The following is a 22807-nucleotide window of genomic DNA, read 5'->3' as shown; positions in this document are numbered from 1 at the left end:
GCATGGGCTATCGCAAGCAACTGACCCGGCTTAAGGCGCCTTATCTCAAACGCATCCTGATTGACCCCGAGCGCGTGGAAGATTGGGACAAGTATCCCTGGAACCTGCCTCTGTTCCGCGGCCGCGAATTCGAGCTCGAATTCACCACGCCGATCACCATCATTGTCGGCGAAAACGGCACCGGCAAATCGACGCTGCTGGAAGCGATCGGCGCGCTGGCCGGTTACGACGAAGCCGGCGGCGGCAAGGGCTACATGCCCGTCGACCACTCCGGCGCCATCGACGAGAGTGGTGCAGCGCTTGCCGACACGTTGCGCGGCCACTGGCTGCCGAAGGTCACAGCGGGTTGGTTCTTCCGCGCCGAATCTTTTTACTCGGTTGCCCGCTATCTCGATCAGGCGGCGCTGGAATCTGGCGGGGCGCCGCCGGATTTCCTGTCCTGGTCGCATGGTGAAGGGTTCATCCGCTTCTTCGAGGAGCGCTGCCGCCGGCAAGGTATCTACATCCTCGACGAGCCCGAAAGCGCGCTGTCGCCATCGCGGCAGATCGAGCTGCTGAAGATGCTGCGGCGCATGGACCGGTCCGGCACGGCTCAAGTGATCATGGCGACGCACTCGCCGCTGCTGATGGCCTGTCCGGGCGCGCGGCTGTTCCGCATCAGCCGCTTCGGCCTCGACCCCACAGATTTCACCGATACCGATCATTTTCGCATGATGCGCGACTTCTGCACGGACCCGCAGTCCTTTATGGAGGAAGCACTGAGGGAGACCGACGAGTGAATCACGATAGCTACGACAATGCCTATATCGGCGGCATCCTCAATTCTGTGAAGACCATCGCCATGGTCGGCGCGTCGGCCAACGATGTCAGGCCGAGCTTTTTCGTGCTGAAATACCTGCTGGCCAAGGGCTTTTCGGTGTTTCCGATCAATCCGGGGCAGGCCGGCAAGGAAATCCTCGGCCGCATGACCTATGCCAGCCTTGCCGATCTGCCTGAACCGGTCGACATGGTCGACATCTTTCGCGCCTCCGCAGCGGTGCCCGGCATTGTCGATGAGGTGCTGAAGCTCGACCCCTTGCCGAAAGTCGTCTGGATGCAGCTTGGCGTGCGCGATGACGAGGCGGCCGCGCGTGCCGAGGCGGCCGGTATCAAGGTGGTGATGAACCGCTGCCCGAAGATCGAATATGGCAAGCTGTCGGGCGAGATCGGCTGGACCGGCGTCAACTCCGGTGTGCTTTCGTCGAAGAAGCCGCTGATGCGGTCGGGATTCCAGAGTTTCGGTGTGCGCCAGAAGTAAGGCAGTGAATGGTGAATGGTGAATAGAAGGATTTTCCTGGAAGCCGGGTAAAGCCGCATATGAGCGGCTTGCAATCAAGGTGGGACTGGCCGACTTTGCGACCACCATTCATCGCTCACCATTGACCATTTCATCATTCACACGTTTACCGCTCAGGGAGGTTTTCGATGACCCGCACGCCCGGTTTCAACACGCTCGCCGTCCATGCCGGCGCCAAGCCCGACCCGGCGACGGGCGCACGCGCCACGCCGATCTACCAGACGACCTCCTTTGTGTTCGACGATGCCGACCATGCCGCCTCGCTGTTCGGGCTGAAGGCCTTCGGCAACATCTACACCCGCATCATGAACCCGACCCAGGCGGTGCTGGAAGAGCGGATCGCGGCGCTCGAAGGCGGCACGGCTGCACTTGCCGTTGCTTCCGGCCATGCCGCACAGGTGATCGTGTTCCACAATCTCATGCGGCCTGGCGATAATTTCGTCGCCGCCACAAGGCTTTACGGTGGTTCGATCAATCAGTTCGGCCATGCCTTCAAGAATTTCGGCTGGGAGGTGCGTTGGGCCGACACCAACGACGTCTCCACCTTCGAAAGCCAGATAGACGACAAGACCAAGGCGATCTTCATCGAGAGCCTGGCCAATCCCGGCGGCACCTTCGTCGACATAGAGAAAATCGGCGACATCGCCCGCAAGCACGGCTTGCCGCTCATCGTCGACAACACGCTGGCCTCGCCCTATCTGGTGCGGCCGATCGAGCATGGCGCCGACATCGTCGTCCATTCGCTGACCAAGTTCATCGGCGGCCACGGCAATTCGATCGGCGGCGCCATCGTCGATGGCGGCACGTTCGACTGGTCGAAATCCGGCAAATATCCGATGCTGTCGGAGCCGCGCCCCGAATATGGCGGCCTTGTCCTGCACGAAACCTTCGGCAATTTCGCTTTCGCCATCGCCGCGCGCGTGCTTGGCCTGCGTGACATCGGCCCGGCGATTTCGCCGTTCAATGCCTTCCTGATCCTGACCGGGCTGGAGACCTTGCCACTCAGGATGCAGCGCCATTGCGACAATGCGATCACCGTAGCCGGCTGGCTGTCCAACCACCCCAAGGTCGCCTGGGTCAACTATCCCGGCCTGCCCAGCGACAAGAACAACGCGCTGCAGAAGAAATACTCGCCGCAAGGCGCCGGTGCTGTCTTCACCTTCGGCCTGAAGGGCGGCTACGACGCAGGCATCAAGTTCGTCGAGGCGCTCGAACTGTTCTCGCACCTCGCCAATGTCGGCGATACCAAGTCGCTGGTCATCCATCCGGCCTCGACCACGCATCGCCAGCTTTCCGACGAGCAGAAGGTCAAGGCGGGTGCCGGACCGGACACGGTCCGGCTTTCCGTCGGCATCGAGGATGTCAACGACATCGTCGCCGATCTGGAACAGGCTTTGACCAAGGTTTGAATTTTTTTAGTGAGTAGTGAGTAGTGAGTAGTGAGTAGTAGTCGGTATTCACTAGTTAGCAGTGATTAGTGATCAGCCACCCGCTCGAGGGAGCGCTTTCCGCTCACTACTCACTACTCACTACTCACTAGTCACTACTCTGCACTACTCACTAGTCACTAATCTGTTGGAGGCAAACCCTGTCCGCGCATTACTTGGCAATATCGACCGACAGCGTCGACGCCGAACATGGCGCCCCGGCGCCGGATCGTCTGATTGCGGGCGATCCGAAGTTCCGCACCTGGAATGTCGAGGAGCGCGATGGCCGCCTCTATGCCGGCATCTGGGAAGCGACGCCGGGCAAATGGCGCATCGAATATGACGAATGGGAGTTCTGCCACATCCTGTCCGGCGTCTCGGTGGTTGCCGAGGATGGCGGCGAGGCGCGCACGGTCCGGGCCGGCGACAGCTTCGTGCTCAGGCCAGGCTTCAGGGGCAGCTGGGAAGTGCTTGAAACGACCCGCAAGGAGTATGTGGTCAAGCTCTGATCTCGCGGCGCGCTTGGACTTCACAAAAGCCGATCGATGTCAGTGTCGGAAAAGCCGTATCCGCTCATCATCTCCCTGTGCCAGGGACTGCCAAGCAAATCACTGAGGCATAAGTCGACGCGCTGGAGCAGGGTGGCACTGCCTTTGGCGAGAGCGAAAGCGCCGGGCGCTGGCTGTTTTTCGACTGCCGGGACGTCGACGACGTCGAGAGGCGCGTCGGGTCGCCGGCTCAGATAGCCGCGATGCGCGAGCGCTACACTCGCATAGGCATGCACCACGCCGGCCGCGACGGCGTTAGCTGCTTCGGCCTGGGTGGCAAATATCCTTAGCCGTTCGGGCTGAATAGCGTTTTGCAGGGCCGTCCGGTGCTGGATCTGGCCCGATATGACGCCGATCAGCGCCGTCCGATCATTGGCGACGGACCGATAGCCATCAAAGGCGCGGGGATTGTCTTTCGCGACCAGCAATCCATCCGCCAGCATCCAGATCGGCCTTGTGAAGTCGACCAGCTTCCGGCGGTCTTCGGAAATGAACAGGCCGGTGGTCATGTCCCACCCCTTCGGCAAGCCCAGGCAGCAGCTCGGCAAACTCGGTCTCGATGGGCAAAAGTTCCAGCCCGAGCGTCAGGCAGACCCTCTTGGCCAGTTGGGCATCGCTGCCGCCCAGACGTCCCGATCCGTCGATAAAGCAGAAGGGGTGGTTCCTGTAGAAAGGCGAATCTCATTTTCTCGGGCATGCGTCGGCTCCGCCGTCCTCACAAGCTCACAGTGAGCTTTTCCAGCCCATGGAAATGATAGGTGTCGCGGAAGCGCGGCTGCTCCGCAAGATGGAGTTGCGGCTGCCGCTCGAACAGGGTTTTCAGCGACACCTGCAACTCCAGCCGCGCCAGCGGCGCACCGATGCAGAAATGGATACCGGCGCCGAACGAGACATTCTTCTGGTCTAGTCGGCCGGGCCGGAAGGCGCCAGGTTCGGCAAAGGCAAGCGGATCATGATTGGCCATGCCGAGCAGCAGGCCGATCGTCTCGCCCGGTTGTACGACAACCCCCGATGTCACCTCGACCTCCTGATAGGCGTAGCGGGTGAACATGTGCAGCGGCGCGTCGAAGCGCAGGCACTCCTCGACCGTTGCAGCGGTTGCTTCCGGCGAGGTGAAGAAACGGCCGGGGTCGCCGCCTTGCGCCAGCAACGTGCGCACGGCGTTGCCGGTTTGATGGACGGTCGCCTCGTGGCCGGCATTGAGCAACAGGATGGCGGACGAGACCAACTCGTTTTCCGACAGCTTCTGGCCATCCTCTTGCGCCACGATCAGCAGCGATAGCAGGTCGTCGCCAGGCTTCTTGCGCCGCTCGGCGACATAGCCGCGCAAAAAGTCGGAAAAATCGTGCGCGGCGCGATTGGCCGCTTCCTCGGTCTCGCGCGTCCGGCCATGCATGTACATGGCCACCATCCGGTGCGACCAGTCGAGCAGTTGCGGCCCCATTTCGACCGGCACACCGAGCATTTCGGCAATGATGGTGATCGGCAAAGGTGCGGCGAAGCTGGGCAATAGATCGACCTGGCGCGGTTCGAAACGGTCGATCAGCTCATTGGCCAGCGCCTCCACGCGCGGCCGCAGCCGCTCGACCTGGCGCGAGACGAAGGCGCGGTTGACCAGGGTTCTGAGCCTGGTGTGCACCGGCGGCTCCAGCTCCAGCATCGAATTGCTCTCGATGCCGTCGAAAGCGGCCAAATGCGAGCGATCCTCGCCGATGCCGCGGCTGTCGGGAATGCCGGCCGGGTTCTGGCGACCGAAGCGGCGGTCGCGCAACAGCCGGTTGACGTCGTCGAAGCCGCCAAAGCACCAAAAGCCGAATTCCTCCCAGAAGAAGGCATTCGATGCGCCATGCAGGACGGCATAGGCGTCGTAGGGGTTCTGGAAAAACGCCGGTTCGTGCGGATCGAGCCGCAGGCGGCGCGTGGCTGGATCAAAGGCGAGGTAGGGCGGCATGGATGTGGTCATGCCAGACCATTACCGCGGCTTGCCGGCTTGGTGCCAGACCGGATGTTGGCACCCGACGGCCCTATGGATTGAGCCAACCGAGGCGGACCTCGGCGAAGTACCGAAGTCTAATCCTCGCAATGCCTGGCAATATGCACGCGGCGCCAGCTGGTCGAGCCTTCCTGCACCACCACCCGGCGCGCCATCCTCTGGTATGACGGCGCTATCTGGGTGACGTGCCGCCGCTCGGGCCGCACCAGCACTTCATGGGCGACGCTCTCATATTCGGCCGGCAGCACAACCCGGCGGGTGCGCTCCGGTTCAACCACCACCGTTTCGGCCACACGCGCGTAGCGGGCCTTGCGCCACACCTTGCACAGCACCTTGCGGCCGTGGATGACGCGCCATTCCCAGGCATAGCCGCCATCGTCGACCTGGACCGTGCTGTAAACGGTGCGGGTTCTCGCCGGTACGATGTCATAGGTGACTCGGGGCGGCGCGATCTGCTCGACGCGCTCCATGGTGCCATAGATCGGCGGATCATAGTCGACCAACTGCCCGCCGGGACTGACCATGACGTCTTCATAGACGGTGTCATAGAGCGCCGGCCTGTGCACCGGCTCATAGCATTCGGCGGCCCGGCCGCCGGCAACCGCATCGGACACCATGCCGAGACCGGCAAGGCCGGAGATGGCGAGGCAAGCAGTTTTCCTGATCATGGCACTCCCCCTGTTTGAACCCGAAACGTGAGGTTCAATGTTGAATTGTAGGGGAAGGTCCTCCGGGGGAAAGCGGTTTCGCCGCATTTCGTTAAGCGACGCGGTTAAGGAATTGCTACACCGCAAAAACGCCGCTGGCCGCGTTCGGACTTTCCCTTGCGCGGAAACCTTGATTCGACTTAACCAGATGGCTAGGAGGAGGCGGCCTTGCGCTAGGGTGAGCCGGCATCCTATTTACATTCTAACCGTCAAGAACCGATTCTGCCCGATGTTCCGGCGCCGGAATCCCCATCTCCAAAAAGGGTAGTCCATGAAGAACCCCGTCGAAACCTACATGAACCTCGTTCCGATGGTGGTCGAGCAGACCAATCGCGGCGAGCGGGCCTACGACATTTTCTCGCGCCTGCTGAAAGAGCGCATCATTTTCATCACCGGCCCGGTCGAAGACGGTATGGCGACGCTGGTTTGTGCACAGCTTTTGTTCCTCGAGGCCGAGAACCCGAAGAAAGAGATCAACCTCTACATCAACTCGCCGGGCGGCGTGGTGACCTCGGGCATGGCGATCTACGACACCATGCAGTTCATCAAGCCGGCGGTGTCGACGCTGTGCATCGGCCAGGCGGCGTCGATGGGCTCGCTGCTTCTGACCGCCGGCCACAAGGACATGCGTTTTGCCACGCCGAACGCCCGTATCATGGTTCACCAGCCTTCCGGCGGTTTCCAGGGCCAGGCCTCCGACATCGAGCGGCACGCGCAGGACATCATCAAGCTGAAGCGCCGCCTCAACGAGGTCTACGTCAAACACACCGGTAAGAGCTACGAAGACATTGAAAAGACGCTTGACCGCGACCATTTCATGACAGCCGACGAAGCCAAGGATTTCGGCCTCATCGACAAGGTCATTTCGTCGCGCGAGCCGGTCGAAGGCGCTGCGGCATAAGCGCTGCATGGCAGTTGCGTGGGTGGATAACGCGCTTTTGCTGGGATTTGCGGCATTTCGGCCACAATTGGCTGTTCCCTCGGTGGATGGGATTGCCTACGTTAAGGCTATGTTGATTTTCGACGGCTTAGCTTTGTGCAGGGTTGGCGCGAATCATTGCGACGTTTTCTGATTTGTGTTTCGTACGGAATGCGTTGCGGGAGCCGGGACACTGGCGGCGGCGAATTCCCGCGATAGATAGAATATGCGCCCTTTCAGCCAGACCATCGGCGGGCGGCCATGAAAGGACAGGAAAATGAGCAAAGTCGGCAACAACAGCGGTGATTCGAAGAACACGCTTTATTGCTCGTTTTGCGGCAAAAGCCAGCACGAGGTGCGCAAGCTGATCGCCGGCCCAACGGTGTTCATCTGCGACGAGTGCGTAGAGCTGTGCATGGACATCATCCGCGAGGAGAACAAGACCTCGATGGTGAAGTCGCGCGAGGGCGTGCCGACCCCGCAGGAGATCCTGAAGGTTCTCGACGACTATGTCATCGGCCAGCCCTACGCCAAGCGCGTGCTGTCGGTGGCTGTCCACAACCACTACAAGCGCCTGGCGCATGCCGGCAAGAACAACGACGTCGAATTGGCGAAGTCCAACATCCTGCTGATCGGCCCGACCGGCTGCGGCAAGACGCTGCTTGCCCAGACGCTGGCCCGCATCATCGACGTGCCCTTCACCATGGCCGACGCGACGACGCTGACCGAAGCCGGTTACGTCGGCGAGGACGTCGAAAACATCATCCTGAAGCTGCTGCAGTCGGCCGACTACAATGTCGAGCGCGCCCAGCGCGGCATCGTCTACATCGATGAAATCGACAAGATTTCGCGCAAGTCCGACAACCCATCGATCACCCGCGACGTGTCGGGCGAGGGTGTGCAGCAGGCGCTTCTGAAGATCATGGAAGGCACCGTTGCCTCCGTGCCGCCGCAGGGCGGCCGCAAGCATCCGCAGCAGGAGTTCCTGCAGGTCGACACCGCCAACATCCTGTTCATCTGCGGCGGCGCCTTCGCCGGGCTGGACAAGATCATCTCGGATCGCGGCAGGAAGACTTCCATCGGCTTCGGCGCCATCGTCGCTTCGCCCGAGGATCGCCGCACCGGTGACGTGTTCCGCCTGGTCGAGCCCGAGGATCTCTTGAAGTTCGGCCTCATCCCCGAGTTTGTCGGCCGTCTGCCGGTCCTGGCGACGCTGGAAGACCTCGACGAGCCGGCGCTGATCCAGATCCTGACCGAGCCGAAAAACGCGCTGGTCAAGCAGTATCAGCGGCTGTTCGAGATGGAGAGTGTCGACCTGACCTTCCATGAGAATGCGCTGTCGGCGATCGCCAAGCGCGCCATCGAGCGCAAGACCGGCGCCCGTGGCCTCCGCTCGATCATGGAAGCGATCCTGCTCGACACCATGTTCGAACTGCCCGCCCTGGAAGGCGTGCGCGAAGTGGTGATTTCGGAAGAAGTGGTGACCGGCAGCGCCCGGCCGCTCTACATCTATTCCGAGCAGAAGGAAAAGAAGGGCAACGTCAGCGCCTGATCTGGCATCTGGCCTAACCTTTTTATGGAACGGCGCCCGCGGGGCGCCGTTTTGCTGTGGTGAGGTACCGATCCTTGTGACGGAGTGGATGAACGAACGTGTCGACCCTTGATCTTTTCCCCTCGTGCATCCAACTAACATCGGAAGGCCGTGGTGCCGAATTCTGTGCTGTAAAACTCCCGTCACAAACGGTGGTAGGCGGAACGATCCTCGGTCGTTAATATGAGATTCGCGGTTGGCTCGATTAGCGGCCGCGACATGAAAGGTTGGACAATGGCCAAAATATCCAAGGCTCCCAGCGACGGCGTCTTCGCAGTCCTCCCACTGCGCGACATCGTGGTGTTCCCGCACATGATCGTTCCGCTCTTTGTCGGGCGTGAAAAGTCGATCAAGGCGCTGGAAGAGGTTATGGGTCAGGAAAAGCAGATCCTGCTTGCCACCCAGATGAATGCCGCCGATGACGATCCCGAGCCCGATGCGATCTTCGACATCGGCACGCTCGCCAATGTGCTGCAATTGCTGAAGCTGCCCGACGGCACCGTCAAGGTGCTGGTCGAAGGCGCGTCGCGTGCCAAGATCGTCTCGTTCACCGACCGTCCGGACTTCCACGAAGCTACCGCCACGGCGCTGGTCGAGCCGGAGGAGGAAGAGGTCGAGGTCGAGGCGCTCGCCCGTTCGGTCGTCACCGACTTCGAAAACTACGTCAAGCTGAACAAGAAGATCTCGCCTGAAGTGGTGGGCGCCGCCAGCCAGATCGACGACTATTCCAAGCTCGCCGATACGGTTGCTTCGCACCTCGCCATCAAGATCCCCGAGAAGCAGGAGATGCTGGCCACGCTGTCCGTCAAGGAACGGCTGGAAAAGGCGATGGGCTTCATGGAAGCCGAAATCTCCGTCCTGCAGGTGGAGAAGCGCATCCGCTCGCGCGTCAAGCGCCAGATGGAGAAGACGCAGCGCGAATATTACCTCAACGAGCAGATGAAGGCGATCCAGAAGGAGCTCGGCGAAGGCGAGGACGGCCGCGACGAGGCCGCCGAGATCGAGGCGCGCATCAAGAAGACCAAGCTCTCCAAGGAGGCCCGCGAAAAGGCGGAAGCCGAGTTGAAGAAGCTGCGGACGATGTCGCCGATGTCGGCGGAATCGACCGTCGTGCGCAACTACCTCGACTGGATCCTGTCGATCCCGTGGGGCAAGAACTCCAAGGTCAAGCAGGACCTGGCGTTTGCGCAGAACGTGCTCGACACCGATCATTTCGGCCTCGACAAGGTCAAGGACCGCATCGTCGAGTATCTCGCCGTGCAAAGCCGCCAGAAGAAGCTGAAGGGGCCGATCCTGTGCCTCGTCGGCCCTCCCGGCGTCGGCAAGACCTCACTCGGCAAGTCGATCGCCAAGGCGACCGGCCGCGAGTTCATCCGCATGGCGCTTGGCGGCGTGCGTGACGAGGCCGAGATCCGTGGCCACCGCCGCACCTATATCGGCTCGATGCCCGGCAAGGTCATCCAGTCGATGAAGAAGGCCAAGAAGTCCAACCCGCTCTTCCTGCTCGACGAGATCGACAAGATGGGCCAGGACTTCCGCGGCGATCCGTCATCGGCTTTGCTCGAGGTGCTCGATCCCGAGCAGAACTCGACGTTCATGGACCATTACCTCGAGGTCGAATACGACCTGTCGAGCGTGATGTTCGTGACGACGGCGAACACGCTGAACATCCCTGCGCCCCTGATGGACCGCATGGAGATCATCCGTATCGCCGGCTACACCGAGGACGAGAAGATCGAGATCGCCAAGCGTCACCTGATGCCCAAGGTGATCCGCGATCATGCCCTGCAGCCGAAGGAATTCTCCGTCGGCGAGGACGCGATCCGCGGCATCATCCAGACCTACACCCGTGAAGCGGGCGTCAGAAGCCTGGAGCGCGAGCTGATGAAGCTCGGGCGCAAGGCGGTGACCGAGATCCTGAAGACGAAGAAGAAGACGGTGAGCATCACGGCGGCGAACCTCGCCGATTACCTCGGTGTTCCGCGCTTCCGCTTCGGCCAGGTCGAGGCTGACGATCAGGTCGGTGTCGTCACCGGTCTTGCCTGGACGGAAGTCGGCGGCGAGCTGCTGACGGTCGAAGGCGTCATGATGCCCGGCAAGGGCCGCATGACGGTGACCGGCAATCTGCGCGACGTGATGAAGGAATCGATCTCGGCGGCGGCCTCTTATGTCCGCTCGCGGGCCATCGATTTCGGCATCGAGCCGCCGCTGTTCGACAAGCGTGACATCCACGTCCACTTGCCCGAAGGCGCCACGCCGAAGGACGGTCCGTCTGCAGGTGCTGCCATGGCGACGGCCATCGTATCTGTCATGACTGGTATTCCGGTCCGGGCCGATGTGGCGATGACTGGCGAGATAACGCTTCGCGGCCGCATCTTGCCGATCGGCGGCCTCAAGGAGAAACTGCTCGCCGCACTGCGCGGCGGCATCAAGAAGGTGCTGATCCCGGAAGACAACGCCAAGGATCTGGCGGAGATACCGGACAATGTGAAGAACGGTATGGAGATCATTCCGGTCTCACGTGTCGGCGAGGTTCTGAGGCACGCGCTGGTGCGCATGCCGGAGCCAATCGAGTGGGTCGAGCCAGTCAATCCGCCGGCTTCCACCGATACCGTTGACGATGCTGGAAAGTCGCTTGCACATTAGAAACTACTAAAGTTGCAGTGCACAAAGAGAGAGCCGGGCCTTGAGCCCGGCTTTTTCATGTGAAAAACCCACCATTTCCGGGCTTTTTTCAACTTTTTTCCGGCTTTTTGACTTGGGTTTGCGAGCGCTTCTTTCTAAAGTCCCTCTCCTGCCGGATGAGTCGAAAGTTCCGGTTTTCTCATGGAAGGGAATTTTTATGAACAAGAACGAACTGGTTTCCGCTGTCGCTGAATCCGCGAGCATTTCGAAGGGTGACGCACAGTCGGCGGTTGAGGCGGTGTTCTCCGTCATCACTGGCGAACTGAAGAAGGGCGGCGATGTACGGCTCGTCGGCTTCGGAAATTTCACCGTCTCCAAGCGTGCGGCATCGACTGGCCGCAACCCGCAGACTGGCGCGGAAGTGAAGATTCCGGCGCGTACCGTGCCGAAGTTCTCGGCCGGCAAAGGCCTCAAGGACGCGGTCAACTAAAAATTTTTCAGAGAATGTTGAAAAGCCGGGTTCGCCCGGCTTTTCTTTTGCCTCGATGGCGGCAGGCCGTCAGCCCGCTGAGGCGAGCCTTCAGCCCACCGGCGCATCCGCGCGCATCAGGCCTTCCTGCTTGAGGTCCGCCCACAGCGCCGCAGGCAGCTTGGCATCGAGCAGGGCGCGGTTGCTTTCGACTTCACTCGGCCGCTGGCCGCCGGGGATGACCGACACCACGGAAGGGTGCAGCAGCGGAAACTGCAGCGCCGCCTCGATCAGCCTGACGCCATGGCGCTGGCAGACGACCTCGATGCGCCCGACGCGATCCATGATGTCCCTTGGCGCCTCGGAGTAATTGTAATAGGCGCCTGGCTTCGGCCCGGTCGCCAGGATGCCGGAATTGTAAGGACCGCCGAGAACGATGCCGATGCCGCGTTGCTCACAGAGCGGCAGGAAGGTGGCAAGCGCTTCCTGTTCCAGCAGCGTGTAGCGCCCGGCCAGCAGGAACAGGTCGAAGTCGCCACGCTCCGCCAGCGTCTGGCAAACCTCCCATTCGTTGATGCCGCCGCCGAAGGCCTTGATCACGCCCTGGTCGCGCAGCGCAACCAGTCCGTTGTAGCCCGAGGCCATGAATTCCTCGATGCGCTGGTCTGACGCCTCCTTGCTGCCATGGGTGAAGATGTCGAGGTCATGGACGAAAAGGATGTCGATGCGGTCGACGCCAAGCCGTTCCAGCGACGCCTCGAACGAGCGCATGACGCCGTCGTAGCTGTAGTCGTAGACCTCCTTGCGCGTCGGTGTGTCGAAGAACTTGCCGATGCCGGTTCGTTCCTCCGGCGGGCAGGCGCGCAACAGGCGACCGACCTTGCTCGACAGCACATAATCGTCGCGCTTCCTGCCGCGCAGGAAAGCATTGAGCCGCGTTTCGGCGAGACCCAGGCCATAGAGCGGCGCGGTGTCGTAGTAACGGCAGCCGGTCGCCCACGCCGCCTCCAGCGTTGCGTTGGCATCCGCGTCAGGGACGGCGCGGTAAAGGTTGCCGAGCGGCGCGCTGCCGAAGCCAAGCTCGGTGAAGTCGAGGCCGCCATTGCCGATGCGGTCGAAATGCCGTGTCTTCATGTCGTGCTGATTTCCTGGATTGATTTGTCTGACATGACACTATCACGCCGCTGGCTCAGCAAAAGCCGCCATGGCCGTTGGACAGGCATTTTCGCGGTGATAGCATGAACAAAAACAAGCCTTTCTCCGAAAGCGCGCAACCGAAATCACCGGCCACAAACCCAGCCGGACAGATGGGACTCTCATGACGAATGCCGGCTCGGATATGTTTTCGACCGCCCTGCAAGAGCTGGGCGCCGTACTGGCGCGCGTCGACGAAGCCGGCATCGACACCGCCTGCGAAACCCTGGCCCGCGCGCAAAAGATCGTCGTCTATGGCTGCGGCCGCGAGGCCTTGCAGCTCAAGGGTTTCGCCATGCGCCTCTATCACCTCGGGCTTGAGGTGTCGGTGGTCGGCGACATGAACACGCCACCGCTTGGCGCAGCCGATGTCTTCCTGGTCAGTTCCGGCCCGGGCGAGACGACGACGGTGCTCACCTTGATGCAAGTCGCCCGCAAGGCCGGCGCCACCGTGCTTTTGCTCACCGCCGAGGCAGGCAGCAGTGCGGTCGCGCTTGCCGACTTCACCTTGCTTATCCCGGCGCAGACCATGGCGCGCGACCAGGGGCCGCAAAAGACATCGCTGCTGCCGATGGGCTCGGTCTTCGAAGGGGCGCTGTTCCTGCTGTTCGAGGTCATGGTGCTGAAGCTCAAGGCGCTGACCGGCCAGTCGTCCGAGGCCATGCGCGCCCGCCACACCAACATGGAATAGATCATGCGCTACGAACTGATGCTGCCGCACCAGATCCGCAAGGCGATCGCCGAGAACTGGCCGGTCGCTCTCCCGCTCGGCGTGCTCGAATATCACGGCGAGCACATGGCTGTCGGCATGGACACGCTGGCCGTCATCAAGACGCTGGAGCTCTACGAGAAGGAGGCCGACATCGTCATCCTGCCGGCTTTCTACTACGGTGCGGCGAGCTATGTGGTGGCAGCACCCGAAGGCAACGGCTCGGTGCAGGTCGGCGGCAACCAGCTGGCGCCGTTCGCCGAAGAATTGTTCTACAGCCTGCTGCGCATCGGCTTTCGTAACATCAACGCCATCATCCACCACCAGACCGAGAACTTTGCCGCCGGCATGCCGACCGATCTCGCCTTCAAGGCCGCCGGCCGCCAGGCGATCTTCCGCTTCCTCGAGAAGCAGCGCGGCGAGGGCTGGTGGGGCTCAGACGGGATGGCCGATTATTATGCCGGGCACGCCGCCGGCGAGAATTTCTTCAACTGGGTGCAGGTGCACCCGCTAATGTCGGCTGCCATGAACGGGAAGTATCCGTTCGATCATGCCGGCATCGGCGAGACGTCGCTGATGCTGGCGCTGTGTCCGGAAGCGGTCGATGCCGGGCGTTTTGCGGACAATACAAGCTGGTACACGGCGAGTGCCAAGGACGCCTCGGCGGAGCTTGGGCAGAAGGGCGTCGCGATGATCATGGATCATCTCACGGAAATCCTGAGGCGCTAGCTACGAGACTGTCGGGCGGCTTTCGTATTTTCGTTATCTTAGGGTGTGCGCCGCGTCGCTTCGCTCCTTGCTTCGCCCTAGGATGACGAAGCGATGGGGGGCTGCCTCTCGCCTACTTCACCGCCCCAGCCGTCATGCCCATGATCAGATACCGCTCAAGCGCAATCCCGATGACCGCCAGCGGTGCGATCGCGGCGGTGGCAAGAGCCGCCATCGACCACCAGTTGATGCCTTGCGAGCCGGTCTGGCTCGCCACCATGACCGGGATGGTCTTGGCGTCGGTCGAGGTCAGCAGCGCGGCGAAAAAATACTCGTTCCAGCACAGCACCATCGCCAGGATGAAAGCGGCGACCATGCCCGGCAGCGCAATCGGCATGACGATGCGGAAAAAAGCGCCCCAGATCGACAGGCCGTCGACCAGCGCTGCCTCCTCGAGCTCGACCGGGATCGAGTTGAACTGGTCGCGCATGATCCAGATGACGATCGGCAGCACCATCAGCGTGTAGAGCAGGATCAGGCCGATGCGTGTGTCGAGCAGGCCGACCTCGCGGTAGAGCACCAGGAAGGGCAGGGCCAGCACCACCGGCGGTAGGATCAGCTGCGACAGGAAGAAGAAGGAGATGTCCTCGTTCTTGAACCAGGCGAACTGATAGCGGTAGCGGGTCAGCCCATAGGCGGCGAGGCTGCCAATGACGATGGCGAGGCTCGACGCACCGACCGAGGTGATGACCGAATTCATGAAGCGCTTGAAAAACTCCTCCCGCACCGTCGAGGTCTGGAAGATCGAATCCGGCGACAGGCCGAGCGAGCGCCAGCCCTTCCAGTCCGGCTGGAAGTCGACGAACGGGATGAGGTGTCCTTGCGTGACGTCGACCGCGGTCTTGAACGAGGTGGTGATGGTCCAGTAGATCGGGAACAGGCAGATGAAGGCCCAGAACGCCAGCGCGCCATAGATGAAGATGCGATTGGCCAGAAAACCCAGCGGTGAGCGGATTTCCGAGGCAGCATAGTCGGTGGTCTGGACGCTCATTGTGCCTCGTCAGTTCACGTTGCGCACGAAGCGATTGGCGAATTTCAACAGCCAGGTCACGAACACGACGATGATGACGAGATAGGCCATCGCCAGCATGGTGCCGTAGCCGACATTCGAACGGTCGCGGTATTCGCGGTAGATGAAGCTCGACACTGAATCCGTGGCGCCGCCGGGGCCGCCGGAGGTGACGGTAATGATGATGTCGGCAAGCTTCAGCTTGAAGATGATGCGCAGGATCACCGCCGTGACCGACACCGGCAGCATCAGCGGGAAGGTGACCTGCCAGAAAGTCTGCCAGGGCGTGGCGCCATCGACGCGCGCCGCTTCCAGCACGTCGCGCGACATCGCCTGCAGGCCGGCAAGCAGCATGATCATCATGAACGGGATGAAGGTCCAGGCGTCGAGCACCATGATCGAGATGCGGGCGGTGATCGGGTTGGAGAAGAAGGCGGGGTTTTCCCAGCCGAAATGGCGCGCCAGCGTCGCCGCCGGCCCGAAACGGTACTCCATCAGCGATTTGCCGATCATCCACGACACCGCGACCGGCGACAGCATCAGCGGCATCAGGAAGACGACTCGGAAGAATTTGCGCGCCCGGATCTGCGCGTTGAGCAGCAGCGCCAGGCCGAAGGCAATCACATACTCAACCAGCACGGCGAGCACATAAAGCACCATGTTGAACAGCGCGTTGCGGTAGTAGGGATCGGCCAGCATCTGCCAGAAATTGTCGAGCCCGTTGAACTTGCGGCCGGAAAAGGACGACAGGTTCCAGTCGGTCAGCGCGATATAGAAGCCGAACAGCGTCGGGAAGATCACCATGGCGATGGTGAACAGCAGCGCCGGCAGCAGGAACAGCGCGCGCTGGCCGTCCTCGCCGCGCGTCAGCACCTGGCCGATGCCAAGCGTCACGCCCCACAGAACATAGGCGTAGACGATCGGACGCCAGGTCTCGAAGCCGAGCGTGGTGATCTCGTTCTTGTAGAGGATCTCAAACGCGATCACCGCCAGCAGGCCAAGCGTGGCGGCCGCCATCAGGGCAAAACCCGCCCGCTTGCGGGCCGGCGAGATCAGATCGGCTGGGCCGGCGTTGGCCGGCCATACATTGGTGGTCTGGTCAGCCACGCGTCCCCGTCCGTTTAAAAAATCAAGCCTGCGACCGGCCCGAGCCGGTCAGGTCCGGCGGCTTGCACCGCCGGACCTGTTGTCACGATAGGATCAGCCTACACGCCGAGCGAGGCCTTGTAGAGCTTGATCTGGTTTTCGCGGCCGATCTGGTCGGTCAGCTTCTCCCAGGCCGCGGCAATGGCGTCGGCGCCTTCCTGCGCCTTCATCTTGCCGGCGAATGTGTTGGCCAGAATGTCCTCGGCAGCCGAATAGTACTGGAAGATGCCGGGGATGCGCGGTTCGATCGCCGCGTTCGGATGGTTGTAGCTGTCGGCTTCCGACTTCAGATACGAGGTGATGAACGCCTCGTCGTAGCCTGCCGCCACCCATTCGGGAATGTCGAAATGCGAGTTGCGGTAGGGCTGGAAGCCGGACGGATACATCGCCGTCCAGATTGACAGGTCCTTGCCGCCGAGATGAGCGGCGGCCGACCATGCCGCTTTTTTCTTCTTTTCGTCCGTATCGACGCGGGCCATGACATAGACGCCCCAGCCGAGATAGGCACAGTTTGGCGCATAGTTCGGGCCGCTGGCGAGTTTGTCCCAGGCGCCGGTCTTGGCATTGTAGACGTCGTCGGATCCCGGCAGGATCGAGAAGCCGGTGACGTCGCCGATGACCGAGCTATCGTTGGTCTTGACGTTGGAGCCGACGTCGCCCCACCAGGTGACCATTGAACCGGTGCCGGCCAGGAACTGCTGGAAGGCTGTCGTGTTCGGGTCGGCGTTGATCTGGTCGGCGGGCTCCGACGGCAGCGCGTCGATGACGTCCTGGATGGCGCGCACCCAGGCCGGATTGTTGATGCGCGGCTTCATCGTGTCGGCATCGAACAGCCAGGCCTTGTCGTCGGGATGCTTGGCATAGGCGGTGGCGCGGCTGCCGAGGAAGTAGAAGCCGAAACCGCCCCAGGCCTTGGGCGCATCGAGATAGCCGAAGACGTCCTGGTCCTTGAACTTCTTGCCCTTGAGGAATTTTGTGACGGCCTGGACTTCCTGCCAGGTCTTCGGCACACCCCATTCGGTGGTCGCACCGCCGTCCTTCCACGCCTTGGCGAGGTCGGCATCGGCAAAAACGTCGGTGCGGTAGTTGAAGTTGTGCGCATCGCCATCGACGGTGATCCGGTACTGCTTGCCGTCCCAGGTGCCGACTGGCGGCTGCAGGTAGGCCACGACATCCTTCATGTCGATCTGCTCTTTGACCCAGTCGGGCATCTCGGAGGTCAGGCCCTTGCCGCAGACATCGCCTTCGAAGGGCGCGCCCATCTCGATGATGTCGAAGTCGACGGTGCCGGTGGCGATCGACTGCTGCAGGCGGGCATTGTAGTCGGCCTGCGCCAGGTCGATCCAGCTGATCTTGGCGCCGGTATAGGCCTCCCACGGCTTCAGGAAGCCGCGGAACAGCACATTGTGCAGGTTCTGGTTGTTGAGGCCCATGAAGGTGAGCTCGACGCCGGCGAATTCGCCTTCCTTGACGTTGGCCTTGGTGGCTTCCAGGCAGAGTTCGCCGACCTTCTGGAAATCGGCATCCGTCGGCTGACCCTTGCCGACGCCGGGGATCTGCAGAATTTTGGAGCGTAGCTCGCTGGCGGCTTCAGCCGGGCGGGTGAAAGCGCCGAGCCCAGCGCCCGATGCGGCGGCGATCGCGGCCATTGAGGCCGCGCCCTTGAGTATGTCACGCCGGGTGGCACCCGCGCGGACGAGTTTTTCGTAAAGACCGACTCTCATCTATTCCTCCCAGAACAACAGTCGTGAATTGAAATGCCAATCCCTCCGACGCCGAAACGTCGGCGGTTCTCCTTTATCATACGGGGACGTGGGACCCCACCCTGCGTCGCCTGGAGCTCCGATTTTCGGATAAAAATCCGACTGCCGGATTGGCAACAGCTAATATTTGCGTAATCGATTACCTTGTCAACACGAATGGCTTTTTATCGATAACATACCGACTTGCCCTTGCCGTTGGCAATGGCTAGCTTCACCGCGAGAAAAGGGGGGACGATGGCTCAAGTCGCGATCAGCAATGTGGCCAAGGCGTTCGGAACCGTCAAGGTCCTGCACGAGGTCAGCGTCGACATCGCCGATGGCCAGTTCGTGGTGCTGGTCGGCCCGTCGGGCTGCGGCAAGTCCACGCTGCTCAGGATGGTGGCCGGGCTGGAGACCGTCTCCGGCGGCACGATCGCCATTGGCGAGCGCATCGTCAACAATCTGCCGCCGGCCAAGCGCGACATCGCCATGGTGTTCCAGAACTACGCGCTCTATCCGCACAAGACGGTGGAGCAGAACATGGCGTTTGCGCTGAAGCTGCGCAAGACCGATCCGGCCGTGGTCGCCGAGCGGGTCAAGCGCGCCGCCGACATTCTCGACCTCAATCCGTACCTGAAACGCTATCCGCGCCAGCTCTCCGGCGGCCAGCGCCAGCGCGTCGCCATGGGCCGCGCCATCGTGCGCAACCCGCAGGTCTTCCTGTTCGATGAGCCGCTCTCCAATCTCGACGCCAAGCTGCGCGTGCAGATGCGCACCGAGATCAAGGAACTGCACCAGCGGCTGAAGACCACCACCATCTACGTCACCCACGATCAGATCGAGGCCATGACCATGGCCGACAAGATCGTCGTCATGCGCGACGGCCGCATCGAGCAAGTCGGCGCGCCATTGGAATTGTTCGACCGGCCGGCCAATCTGTTTGTCGCCGGCTTCATCGGCTCGCCGTCGATGAACCTGCTCAAGGGCGTGGTGCGCAAGGGCGACAAGGTCGAGGTAGCGGGCACGCTGTTCCCGATCGCGGCCGGCAGCGCCGCCAAGGAGGGCCAGGCCGTGGTCTATGGCGTGCGGCCCGAGCATCTCGAAATCCATGCCGACGGCGTGCCAGCAAAGATCTCGGTGGTCGAGCCGACCGGTTCCGAAACGCTGGTCTTCGTGCGTTTCGGCGAGGGCGAGATGGTGGCGCTGTTTCGCGAGCGCCACGACTTCAAGCCCGGCGACACGCTCAATCTCAAGCCGCGCCTCGACCAGGTCCATCTCTTCGACGCCGAGACCGGCAACCGGCTCTGATTTCCAATCGACTTTGACCAAACCTGTTTGACGAGGACTGCCATGCTCAAAGGGATCAACCCATTGCTCAATGCCGATGTGCTCCAGGCGCTCAGGGCAATGGGACACGGCGACGATCTGGTCATCGCCGACACCAATTTCCCCGCCGATTCGGTGGCAAAGCAGACCGTGCTCGGCAAGCTGCTGCACATCGACGCCTCGGCGGCCGATGTGGTCAAGGCGGTGCTGTCGCTCTATCCGCTGGACACTTTCGTCGACGATGCGGCCGCGCGCATGGAGATCGTCGGCAAGCCGGAGGAGATCCCGCCGGTGCAAAAAGAGGTGCAGAAGGAGATCGACAAGGCGGAAGGCAAGGCCTGGCCGATGATCTCGGTCGAGCGCTATGCCTTCTACGAGCGCGCCAAGAAAGCCTATTGCGTCATCCAGACCGGCGAGCGCCGCTTCTATGGCTGCTTCGCCTTTCGCAAGGGCGTCGTGCCGCCCGACGCCGAGTAGGGCCATGGCGTCGGGCAAACCTGTCGTCATTCTGGGCGTTTTCGTCGCCGACACCGCCTACCGCGCCGATCGACAGCCGCGCATGGGTGAAACCATTCTTGGTAATTCCTTCAAGCTGGGACCGGGCGGCAAGGGCTCGAACCAGGCGGTGGCGGCAGGCAAGCTCGGCGCGGACGTCACCTTCCTGACCCGGCTTGGCGTCGATGCTTTCGCCGACATGGCCAAGGCGACCTGGGCAGAGGCGAGCGTCAAATCCGCCGTCATCGAGACGCCGCAAAGCTATACCGGCGCGGCCTATATCTTCATCGAGGAGACAACCGGCAACAACGCCATCATCGTCAGCCCGGGTGCGGCGATGCTGATCTCGCCTGAAGACATCGAGGCCAACGCCGGCCTGATCGGCGGCGCCGGCGTCTTCGTCACCCAGCTCGAACAGCCGATCGACGCGGCACTGCGCGCACTCGAAATCGCGCGCGGTGCAGGGGTGACCACCATCCTCAATCCGGCGCCGGCGGCCAAGCTGCCGGACCGCATCTATACGCTTTGCGACTATGTCACCCCCAACGAGACCGAGGCCGAAGAGCTGACCGGCATCAAGGTTTCTTCGATCGACGAGGCTCGCCGCGCCGCCGACAGCCTGCTCAAAAAGGGCGTCGGCTCGGTCATCATCACGCTCGGCGAAAAAGGCGCGCTGCTGCACACGGCGAACCGTTCCGACCATGTTCCCGTGGTCAGTGCTGGCCCGGTGGTTGAAACCACTGGTGCGGGTGATGCCTTCAATGGTGGCCTGGCCGCAGCACTCGCCAAAGGCGTGGAGCCGCTGCAAGCCGTCCGCTTCGCCTGCGCCGTCGCCGGCATTTCGGTGACAAGGCCGGGTACGGCGCCATCCATGCCGACGCTGCAGGAGGTCGAGGCGCTGCTGGCCAAGGGGTGACGTCGTTGCGGGAGAGACCGAATTCAGATCCGACCGGATCTGAATTTCCACATGCAAGACCATGATTCTAGACGATTATGTCACATTTCTCCTGAGGAGAAATGGCGCGAGTGACGGGGCGCGAACCCGCGACCTCCGGCGTGACAGGCCGGCGAAAACCCCTGATTAATCAACGAATGGTTTCAATTCCTCACGCTCTCGAATTTTCGGGAAAAAGCGCGAAATTGAAACTTGCCTATCAGAACTCCTCGTCAACTCCGCGAGGTATTCACTTTGATCGACGCCTCCGCTGCTGCCAGCCTAGCGGCTGGACCGGGACAGACTGCTCCCGGCGACTTCTGGATCGGCTGGAGACGGCAGATCGATGCGCTCGCTACCGCCGGTTCCGGGTCATCGTTCCCGACCAGAGGGGCTACAACACCAGTGACAAGCCGAAAGCCATCCGTGAATACACGCTCCCCAAGCTCGTCGGCGATGTCGTTGCCATCGCCGACGCGCTCGGCATCGGAAGGTTTCACCTCGTCGGTCATTTACTGGGGCGGTATCGTCGCCTGGGCCGCAGGCGCAAAGCTGCCGCACCGCCTGGAAAGGCTCGTCATCCTGAACGCGCCCCATCCCGAGGTGCTGCTTGCCCATTCCTTGCGATCTCCGACCCAGTTCCTGCGGAGCAGCTATGCGGCCTTCTTCCAGTTCCCCTTGCTGCCGGAGGCTTTTCTGGGGGCGGGGCGCTCGGCTCTGCTGGCACGGGCGCTCATCAAATCCAGCCGAACAGATGCCTTCACGGCGGAGGAAATCGCAGAGTATCGGCAGGCCTGGGAACGGCCGGGGGCGCTGACAGGCATGCTCAACTGGTATCGGGCGCTGCGCTTCCGCCCAAGCCTGAATGAGCGGATCACGACGCCGACCCTTGTACTGTGGGGGATGCAGGACCAAGCTCTGGAATATGGCCTGGCCGAGCGCAGTCTGGCCCTTTGCAACGATCGGGGCCTGCAGACGTTCGAGAAGGCGACGCATTGGGAACAGCGCGAAGAGGCCAGCGCGGTGAATGCCGCGCTTCTGGCGTTCCTGGACGGCTGAGATGCCGTTCCGTTCTGTAGGTGGCCTGACTCGCCGTGATCTCCTGACCGTGCTCGCTGCCGCGGTCACAACCCACCACCTTACCTCCTCTGCTGATGCAGCATTGGCAGAGGCCTCAACGGAGCATCCGATGCCACACGTCGTCCTTCTCGGGGATTCGATCTTTGACAACGCTGCCTATGTCGCGCACGGGCCCGACGTAGTGCGGCAGCTGCGGGAGCGGTTGCCGGAGGGGTGGCGTGCAACGGTAAACGCCGTCGACGGCGCCGTCACAAGCGGCGTCGAGCGGCAGCTTGAACGGCTCCCCCAGGATGCTAGCCATCTTGTCGTCAGCGTCGGTGGCAATGATGCTCTTCGTCATGCAGGGATTCTGGAGCAGGGGGCCTGTTCGGTGGCCGAGGTTCTGGACAGGATCAGCGATATCCGGGAGGAATTCGAGCACGACTACTGTACGATGCTCGAGGGGGCGCTGGGCCAAAACCTACCCACCGCTGTCTGCACGATCTACGAGGCGCGCTTTCCCGACCCACAGCGTCGTAGACTTGCCGCAACTGCCCTGACGGTCCTCAACGACGTCATCACCCGGGCGGCGTTCTCGCGCGGTTTGCCGCTCGTCGACCTGCGCTTGGTATCGAATGAGGACGCGGACTTCGCCAATCCTATCGAACCGTCAGTGCAAGGCGGCGCGAAGATCGCGGCAGCCATCGCGGCACTTGTAGTCGAGCACGATTCAGCCGGACGTCGGTCGGTGGTCTTCGTCGGCTAAACGGCGTAATCGCGCCCGATCGTCTGCACTCCCGATGGTCGTTC

The 22807-nt window shown here is 62.0% G+C and carries 22 protein-coding genes and 1 pseudogene; 16 read left to right on the top strand and 7 right to left on the bottom strand.

Annotation, left to right across the window (positions count from 1 at the left end; all coding sequences use genetic code 11):
* The first annotated feature begins 2 nt into the window (after positions 1 to 2).
* The 4 genes from NKJ57_RS06685 (at position 3) to NKJ57_RS06670 (ending at position 3272) form a co-directional block, all read left to right on the top strand.
* Positions 3 to 779 carry an AAA family ATPase gene (locus NKJ57_RS06685; RefSeq protein WP_023693294.1) on the top strand — a complete coding sequence of 259 codons (777 nt, stop codon included), beginning with the start codon at positions 3 to 5 and terminating at the stop codon, positions 777 to 779.
* Complete coding sequence (locus NKJ57_RS06680) at positions 776 to 1297, top strand: CoA-binding protein (protein ID WP_023669414.1); 522 nt, start codon at positions 776 to 778, stop codon at positions 1295 to 1297. Before NKJ57_RS06685 ends, NKJ57_RS06680 begins: the two co-directional genes overlap by 4 nt.
* A 167-nt stretch (positions 1298 to 1464) precedes the next feature.
* Positions 1465 to 2745: an O-acetylhomoserine aminocarboxypropyltransferase gene (locus NKJ57_RS06675; protein ID WP_023693295.1), complete on the top strand. Its 1281-nt coding sequence runs from the start codon at positions 1465 to 1467 to the stop codon at positions 2743 to 2745.
* 194 nt (positions 2746 to 2939) lie between these two features.
* The gene (locus tag NKJ57_RS06670) at positions 2940 to 3272 is read left to right on the top strand and encodes a cupin domain-containing protein (RefSeq protein WP_373420123.1); all 333 of its coding nucleotides are present in this window, start codon (positions 2940 to 2942) and stop codon (positions 3270 to 3272) included.
* Positions 3273 to 3292: 20 nt separating this feature from the next.
* Here the strand turns inward: NKJ57_RS06670 and NKJ57_RS06665 are convergent, their stop codons facing one another.
* From NKJ57_RS06665 to NKJ57_RS06650, 3 genes are all read right to left on the bottom strand, one after another.
* Positions 3293 to 3820, bottom strand: coding sequence for a type 2 periplasmic-binding domain-containing protein (locus NKJ57_RS06665; protein ID WP_280790547.1), 528 nt, complete (start codon positions 3818 to 3820; stop codon positions 3293 to 3295).
* Positions 3821 to 4026: 206 nt separating this feature from the next.
* Positions 4027 to 5274: a cytochrome P450 gene (locus tag NKJ57_RS06655; protein WP_352511340.1), complete on the bottom strand. Its 1248-nt coding sequence runs from the start codon at positions 5272 to 5274 to the stop codon at positions 4027 to 4029.
* 107 nt (positions 5275 to 5381) lie between these two features.
* On the bottom strand, positions 5382 to 5972 hold the full coding sequence (locus NKJ57_RS06650) for a hypothetical protein (protein ID WP_352511339.1): 591 nt from the start codon (positions 5970 to 5972) through the stop codon (positions 5382 to 5384).
* A 310-nt stretch (positions 5973 to 6282) separates the two neighbouring features.
* On the opposite strand from NKJ57_RS06650, the gene clpP reads away from it, so the two are divergent.
* From clpP to NKJ57_RS06630, 4 genes are all read left to right on the top strand, one after another.
* The gene (gene clpP, locus NKJ57_RS06645) at positions 6283 to 6912 is read left to right on the top strand and encodes an ATP-dependent Clp endopeptidase proteolytic subunit ClpP (protein WP_023682306.1); all 630 of its coding nucleotides are present in this window, start codon (positions 6283 to 6285) and stop codon (positions 6910 to 6912) included.
* Positions 6913 to 7207: 295 nt separating this feature from the next.
* Positions 7208 to 8482, top strand: a complete 1275-nt coding sequence (clpX, locus tag NKJ57_RS06640; RefSeq protein WP_023682305.1) for an ATP-dependent Clp protease ATP-binding subunit ClpX — start codon at positions 7208 to 7210, stop codon at positions 8480 to 8482.
* 273 nt (positions 8483 to 8755) lie between these two features.
* Entirely contained in the window at positions 8756 to 11167 is a 2412-nt protein-coding gene (lon, locus tag NKJ57_RS06635) for an endopeptidase La (RefSeq protein WP_023682304.1), read from the top strand.
* Positions 11168 to 11363: 196 nt separating this feature from the next.
* Positions 11364 to 11636: an HU family DNA-binding protein gene (locus NKJ57_RS06630; protein ID WP_023669423.1), complete on the top strand. Its 273-nt coding sequence runs from the start codon at positions 11364 to 11366 to the stop codon at positions 11634 to 11636.
* 90 nt (positions 11637 to 11726) lie between these two features.
* Here NKJ57_RS06630 and NKJ57_RS06625 read toward each other — a convergent pair whose 3' ends face one another.
* Complete coding sequence (locus NKJ57_RS06625) at positions 11727 to 12749, bottom strand: aldo/keto reductase (protein WP_352511337.1); 1023 nt, start codon at positions 12747 to 12749, stop codon at positions 11727 to 11729.
* Positions 12750 to 12933: 184 nt separating this feature from the next.
* On the opposite strand from NKJ57_RS06625, the gene NKJ57_RS06620 reads away from it, so the two are divergent.
* Together NKJ57_RS06620 and NKJ57_RS06615 are read left to right on the top strand one after the other, a co-directional pair.
* Complete coding sequence (locus tag NKJ57_RS06620) at positions 12934 to 13500, top strand: SIS domain-containing protein (RefSeq protein ID WP_023669425.1); 567 nt, start codon at positions 12934 to 12936, stop codon at positions 13498 to 13500.
* Between the two features lie 3 nt (positions 13501 to 13503).
* The gene (locus NKJ57_RS06615; RefSeq protein WP_023705033.1) at positions 13504 to 14247 is read left to right on the top strand and encodes a creatininase family protein; all 744 of its coding nucleotides are present in this window, start codon (positions 13504 to 13506) and stop codon (positions 14245 to 14247) included.
* 112 nt (positions 14248 to 14359) lie between these two features.
* On the opposite strand, the gene NKJ57_RS06610 is transcribed toward NKJ57_RS06615, so the two are convergent.
* The 3 genes from NKJ57_RS06610 to NKJ57_RS06600 all read right to left on the bottom strand — a co-directional run bounded on the left by NKJ57_RS06610 (position 14360) and on the right by NKJ57_RS06600 (position 18165).
* The gene (locus tag NKJ57_RS06610; protein WP_023669427.1) at positions 14360 to 15277 is read right to left on the bottom strand and encodes a carbohydrate ABC transporter permease; all 918 of its coding nucleotides are present in this window, start codon (positions 15275 to 15277) and stop codon (positions 14360 to 14362) included.
* A 9-nt stretch (positions 15278 to 15286) separates the two neighbouring features.
* Positions 15287 to 16402 (bottom strand): carbohydrate ABC transporter permease, encoded by a 1116-nt coding sequence (locus NKJ57_RS06605; RefSeq protein ID WP_023705032.1) that lies wholly within the window; start codon positions 16400 to 16402, stop codon positions 15287 to 15289.
* A 98-nt stretch (positions 16403 to 16500) separates the two neighbouring features.
* Complete coding sequence (locus tag NKJ57_RS06600; protein ID WP_023705031.1) at positions 16501 to 18165, bottom strand: ABC transporter substrate-binding protein; 1665 nt, start codon at positions 18163 to 18165, stop codon at positions 16501 to 16503.
* Positions 18166 to 18438: 273 nt separating this feature from the next.
* Between NKJ57_RS06600 and NKJ57_RS06595 the strand changes: the two genes are divergently transcribed.
* The 6 genes and pseudogenes from NKJ57_RS06595 to NKJ57_RS06570 all read left to right on the top strand — a co-directional run bounded on the left by NKJ57_RS06595 (position 18439) and on the right by NKJ57_RS06570 (position 22763).
* Positions 18439 to 19491: an ABC transporter ATP-binding protein gene (locus tag NKJ57_RS06595; RefSeq protein ID WP_023705030.1), complete on the top strand. Its 1053-nt coding sequence runs from the start codon at positions 18439 to 18441 to the stop codon at positions 19489 to 19491.
* Positions 19492 to 19533: 42 nt separating this feature from the next.
* On the top strand, positions 19534 to 19986 hold the full coding sequence (locus NKJ57_RS06590) for an RbsD/FucU family protein (RefSeq protein WP_023705029.1): 453 nt from the start codon (positions 19534 to 19536) through the stop codon (positions 19984 to 19986).
* 4 nt (positions 19987 to 19990) lie between these two features.
* A complete protein-coding gene (gene rbsK, locus NKJ57_RS06585; protein WP_023705028.1) occupies positions 19991 to 20920 on the top strand; it encodes a ribokinase in 930 nt (309 codons plus the stop codon).
* 101 nt (positions 20921 to 21021) lie between these two features.
* Positions 21022 to 21390, top strand: a pseudogene (locus tag NKJ57_RS06580) (alpha/beta fold hydrolase); the annotation flags it as partial.
* Positions 21391 to 21394: 4 nt separating this feature from the next.
* Positions 21395 to 21997 (top strand): alpha/beta fold hydrolase, encoded by a 603-nt coding sequence (locus tag NKJ57_RS06575; RefSeq protein ID WP_050587681.1) that lies wholly within the window; start codon positions 21395 to 21397, stop codon positions 21995 to 21997.
* Positions 21998 to 22127: 130 nt separating this feature from the next.
* Positions 22128 to 22763 (top strand): SGNH/GDSL hydrolase family protein, encoded by a 636-nt coding sequence (locus NKJ57_RS06570; protein ID WP_023705027.1) that lies wholly within the window; start codon positions 22128 to 22130, stop codon positions 22761 to 22763.
* The last annotated feature ends 44 nt before the right edge of the window (positions 22764 to 22807 follow it).

Origin of the sequence: Mesorhizobium sp. M0077 (assembly GCF_040322955.1) — a bacterium.
GTDB lineage: Bacteria > Pseudomonadota > Alphaproteobacteria > Rhizobiales > Rhizobiaceae > Mesorhizobium.
This window is presented reverse-complemented; position numbering and strand designations above follow the sequence as displayed.

Excerpts from the sequence above, each read along its gene's own strand:
- NKJ57_RS06620 (WP_023669425.1), top strand. The coding sequence starts at position 12,934 with ATGACGAATGCCGGCTCGGATATGTTTTCGACCGCCCTGCAAGAGCTG.
- NKJ57_RS06675 (WP_023693295.1), top strand. The coding sequence starts at position 1,465 with ATGACCCGCACGCCCGGTTTCAACACGCTCGCCGTCCATGCCGGCGCC.
- NKJ57_RS06575 (WP_050587681.1), top strand. The coding sequence starts at position 21,395 with ATGTCGTTGCCATCGCCGACGCGCTCGGCATCGGAAGGTTTCACCTCG.
- NKJ57_RS06590 (WP_023705029.1), top strand. The coding sequence starts at position 19,534 with ATGCTCAAAGGGATCAACCCATTGCTCAATGCCGATGTGCTCCAGGCG.
- clpP (WP_023682306.1), top strand. The coding sequence starts at position 6,283 with ATGAAGAACCCCGTCGAAACCTACATGAACCTCGTTCCGATGGTGGTC.
- NKJ57_RS06655 (WP_352511340.1), bottom strand. The coding sequence starts at position 5,274 with ATGACCACATCCATGCCGCCCTACCTCGCCTTTGATCCAGCCACGCGC.
- NKJ57_RS06650 (WP_352511339.1), bottom strand. The coding sequence starts at position 5,972 with ATGATCAGGAAAACTGCTTGCCTCGCCATCTCCGGCCTTGCCGGTCTC.
- NKJ57_RS06665 (WP_280790547.1), bottom strand. The coding sequence starts at position 3,820 with ATGACCACCGGCCTGTTCATTTCCGAAGACCGCCGGAAGCTGGTCGAC.
- NKJ57_RS06630 (WP_023669423.1), top strand. The coding sequence starts at position 11,364 with ATGAACAAGAACGAACTGGTTTCCGCTGTCGCTGAATCCGCGAGCATT.
- rbsK (WP_023705028.1), top strand. The coding sequence starts at position 19,991 with ATGGCGTCGGGCAAACCTGTCGTCATTCTGGGCGTTTTCGTCGCCGAC.
- NKJ57_RS06685 (WP_023693294.1), top strand. The coding sequence starts at position 3 with ATGGGCTATCGCAAGCAACTGACCCGGCTTAAGGCGCCTTATCTCAAA.
- NKJ57_RS06595 (WP_023705030.1), top strand. The coding sequence starts at position 18,439 with ATGGCTCAAGTCGCGATCAGCAATGTGGCCAAGGCGTTCGGAACCGTC.
- NKJ57_RS06610 (WP_023669427.1), bottom strand. The coding sequence starts at position 15,277 with ATGAGCGTCCAGACCACCGACTATGCTGCCTCGGAAATCCGCTCACCG.
- lon (WP_023682304.1), top strand. The coding sequence starts at position 8,756 with ATGGCCAAAATATCCAAGGCTCCCAGCGACGGCGTCTTCGCAGTCCTC.
- NKJ57_RS06600 (WP_023705031.1), bottom strand. The coding sequence starts at position 18,165 with ATGAGAGTCGGTCTTTACGAAAAACTCGTCCGCGCGGGTGCCACCCGG.
- NKJ57_RS06615 (WP_023705033.1), top strand. The coding sequence starts at position 13,504 with ATGCGCTACGAACTGATGCTGCCGCACCAGATCCGCAAGGCGATCGCC.
- clpX (WP_023682305.1), top strand. The coding sequence starts at position 7,208 with ATGAGCAAAGTCGGCAACAACAGCGGTGATTCGAAGAACACGCTTTAT.
- NKJ57_RS06625 (WP_352511337.1), bottom strand. The coding sequence starts at position 12,749 with ATGAAGACACGGCATTTCGACCGCATCGGCAATGGCGGCCTCGACTTC.
- NKJ57_RS06570 (WP_023705027.1), top strand. The coding sequence starts at position 22,128 with ATGCCACACGTCGTCCTTCTCGGGGATTCGATCTTTGACAACGCTGCC.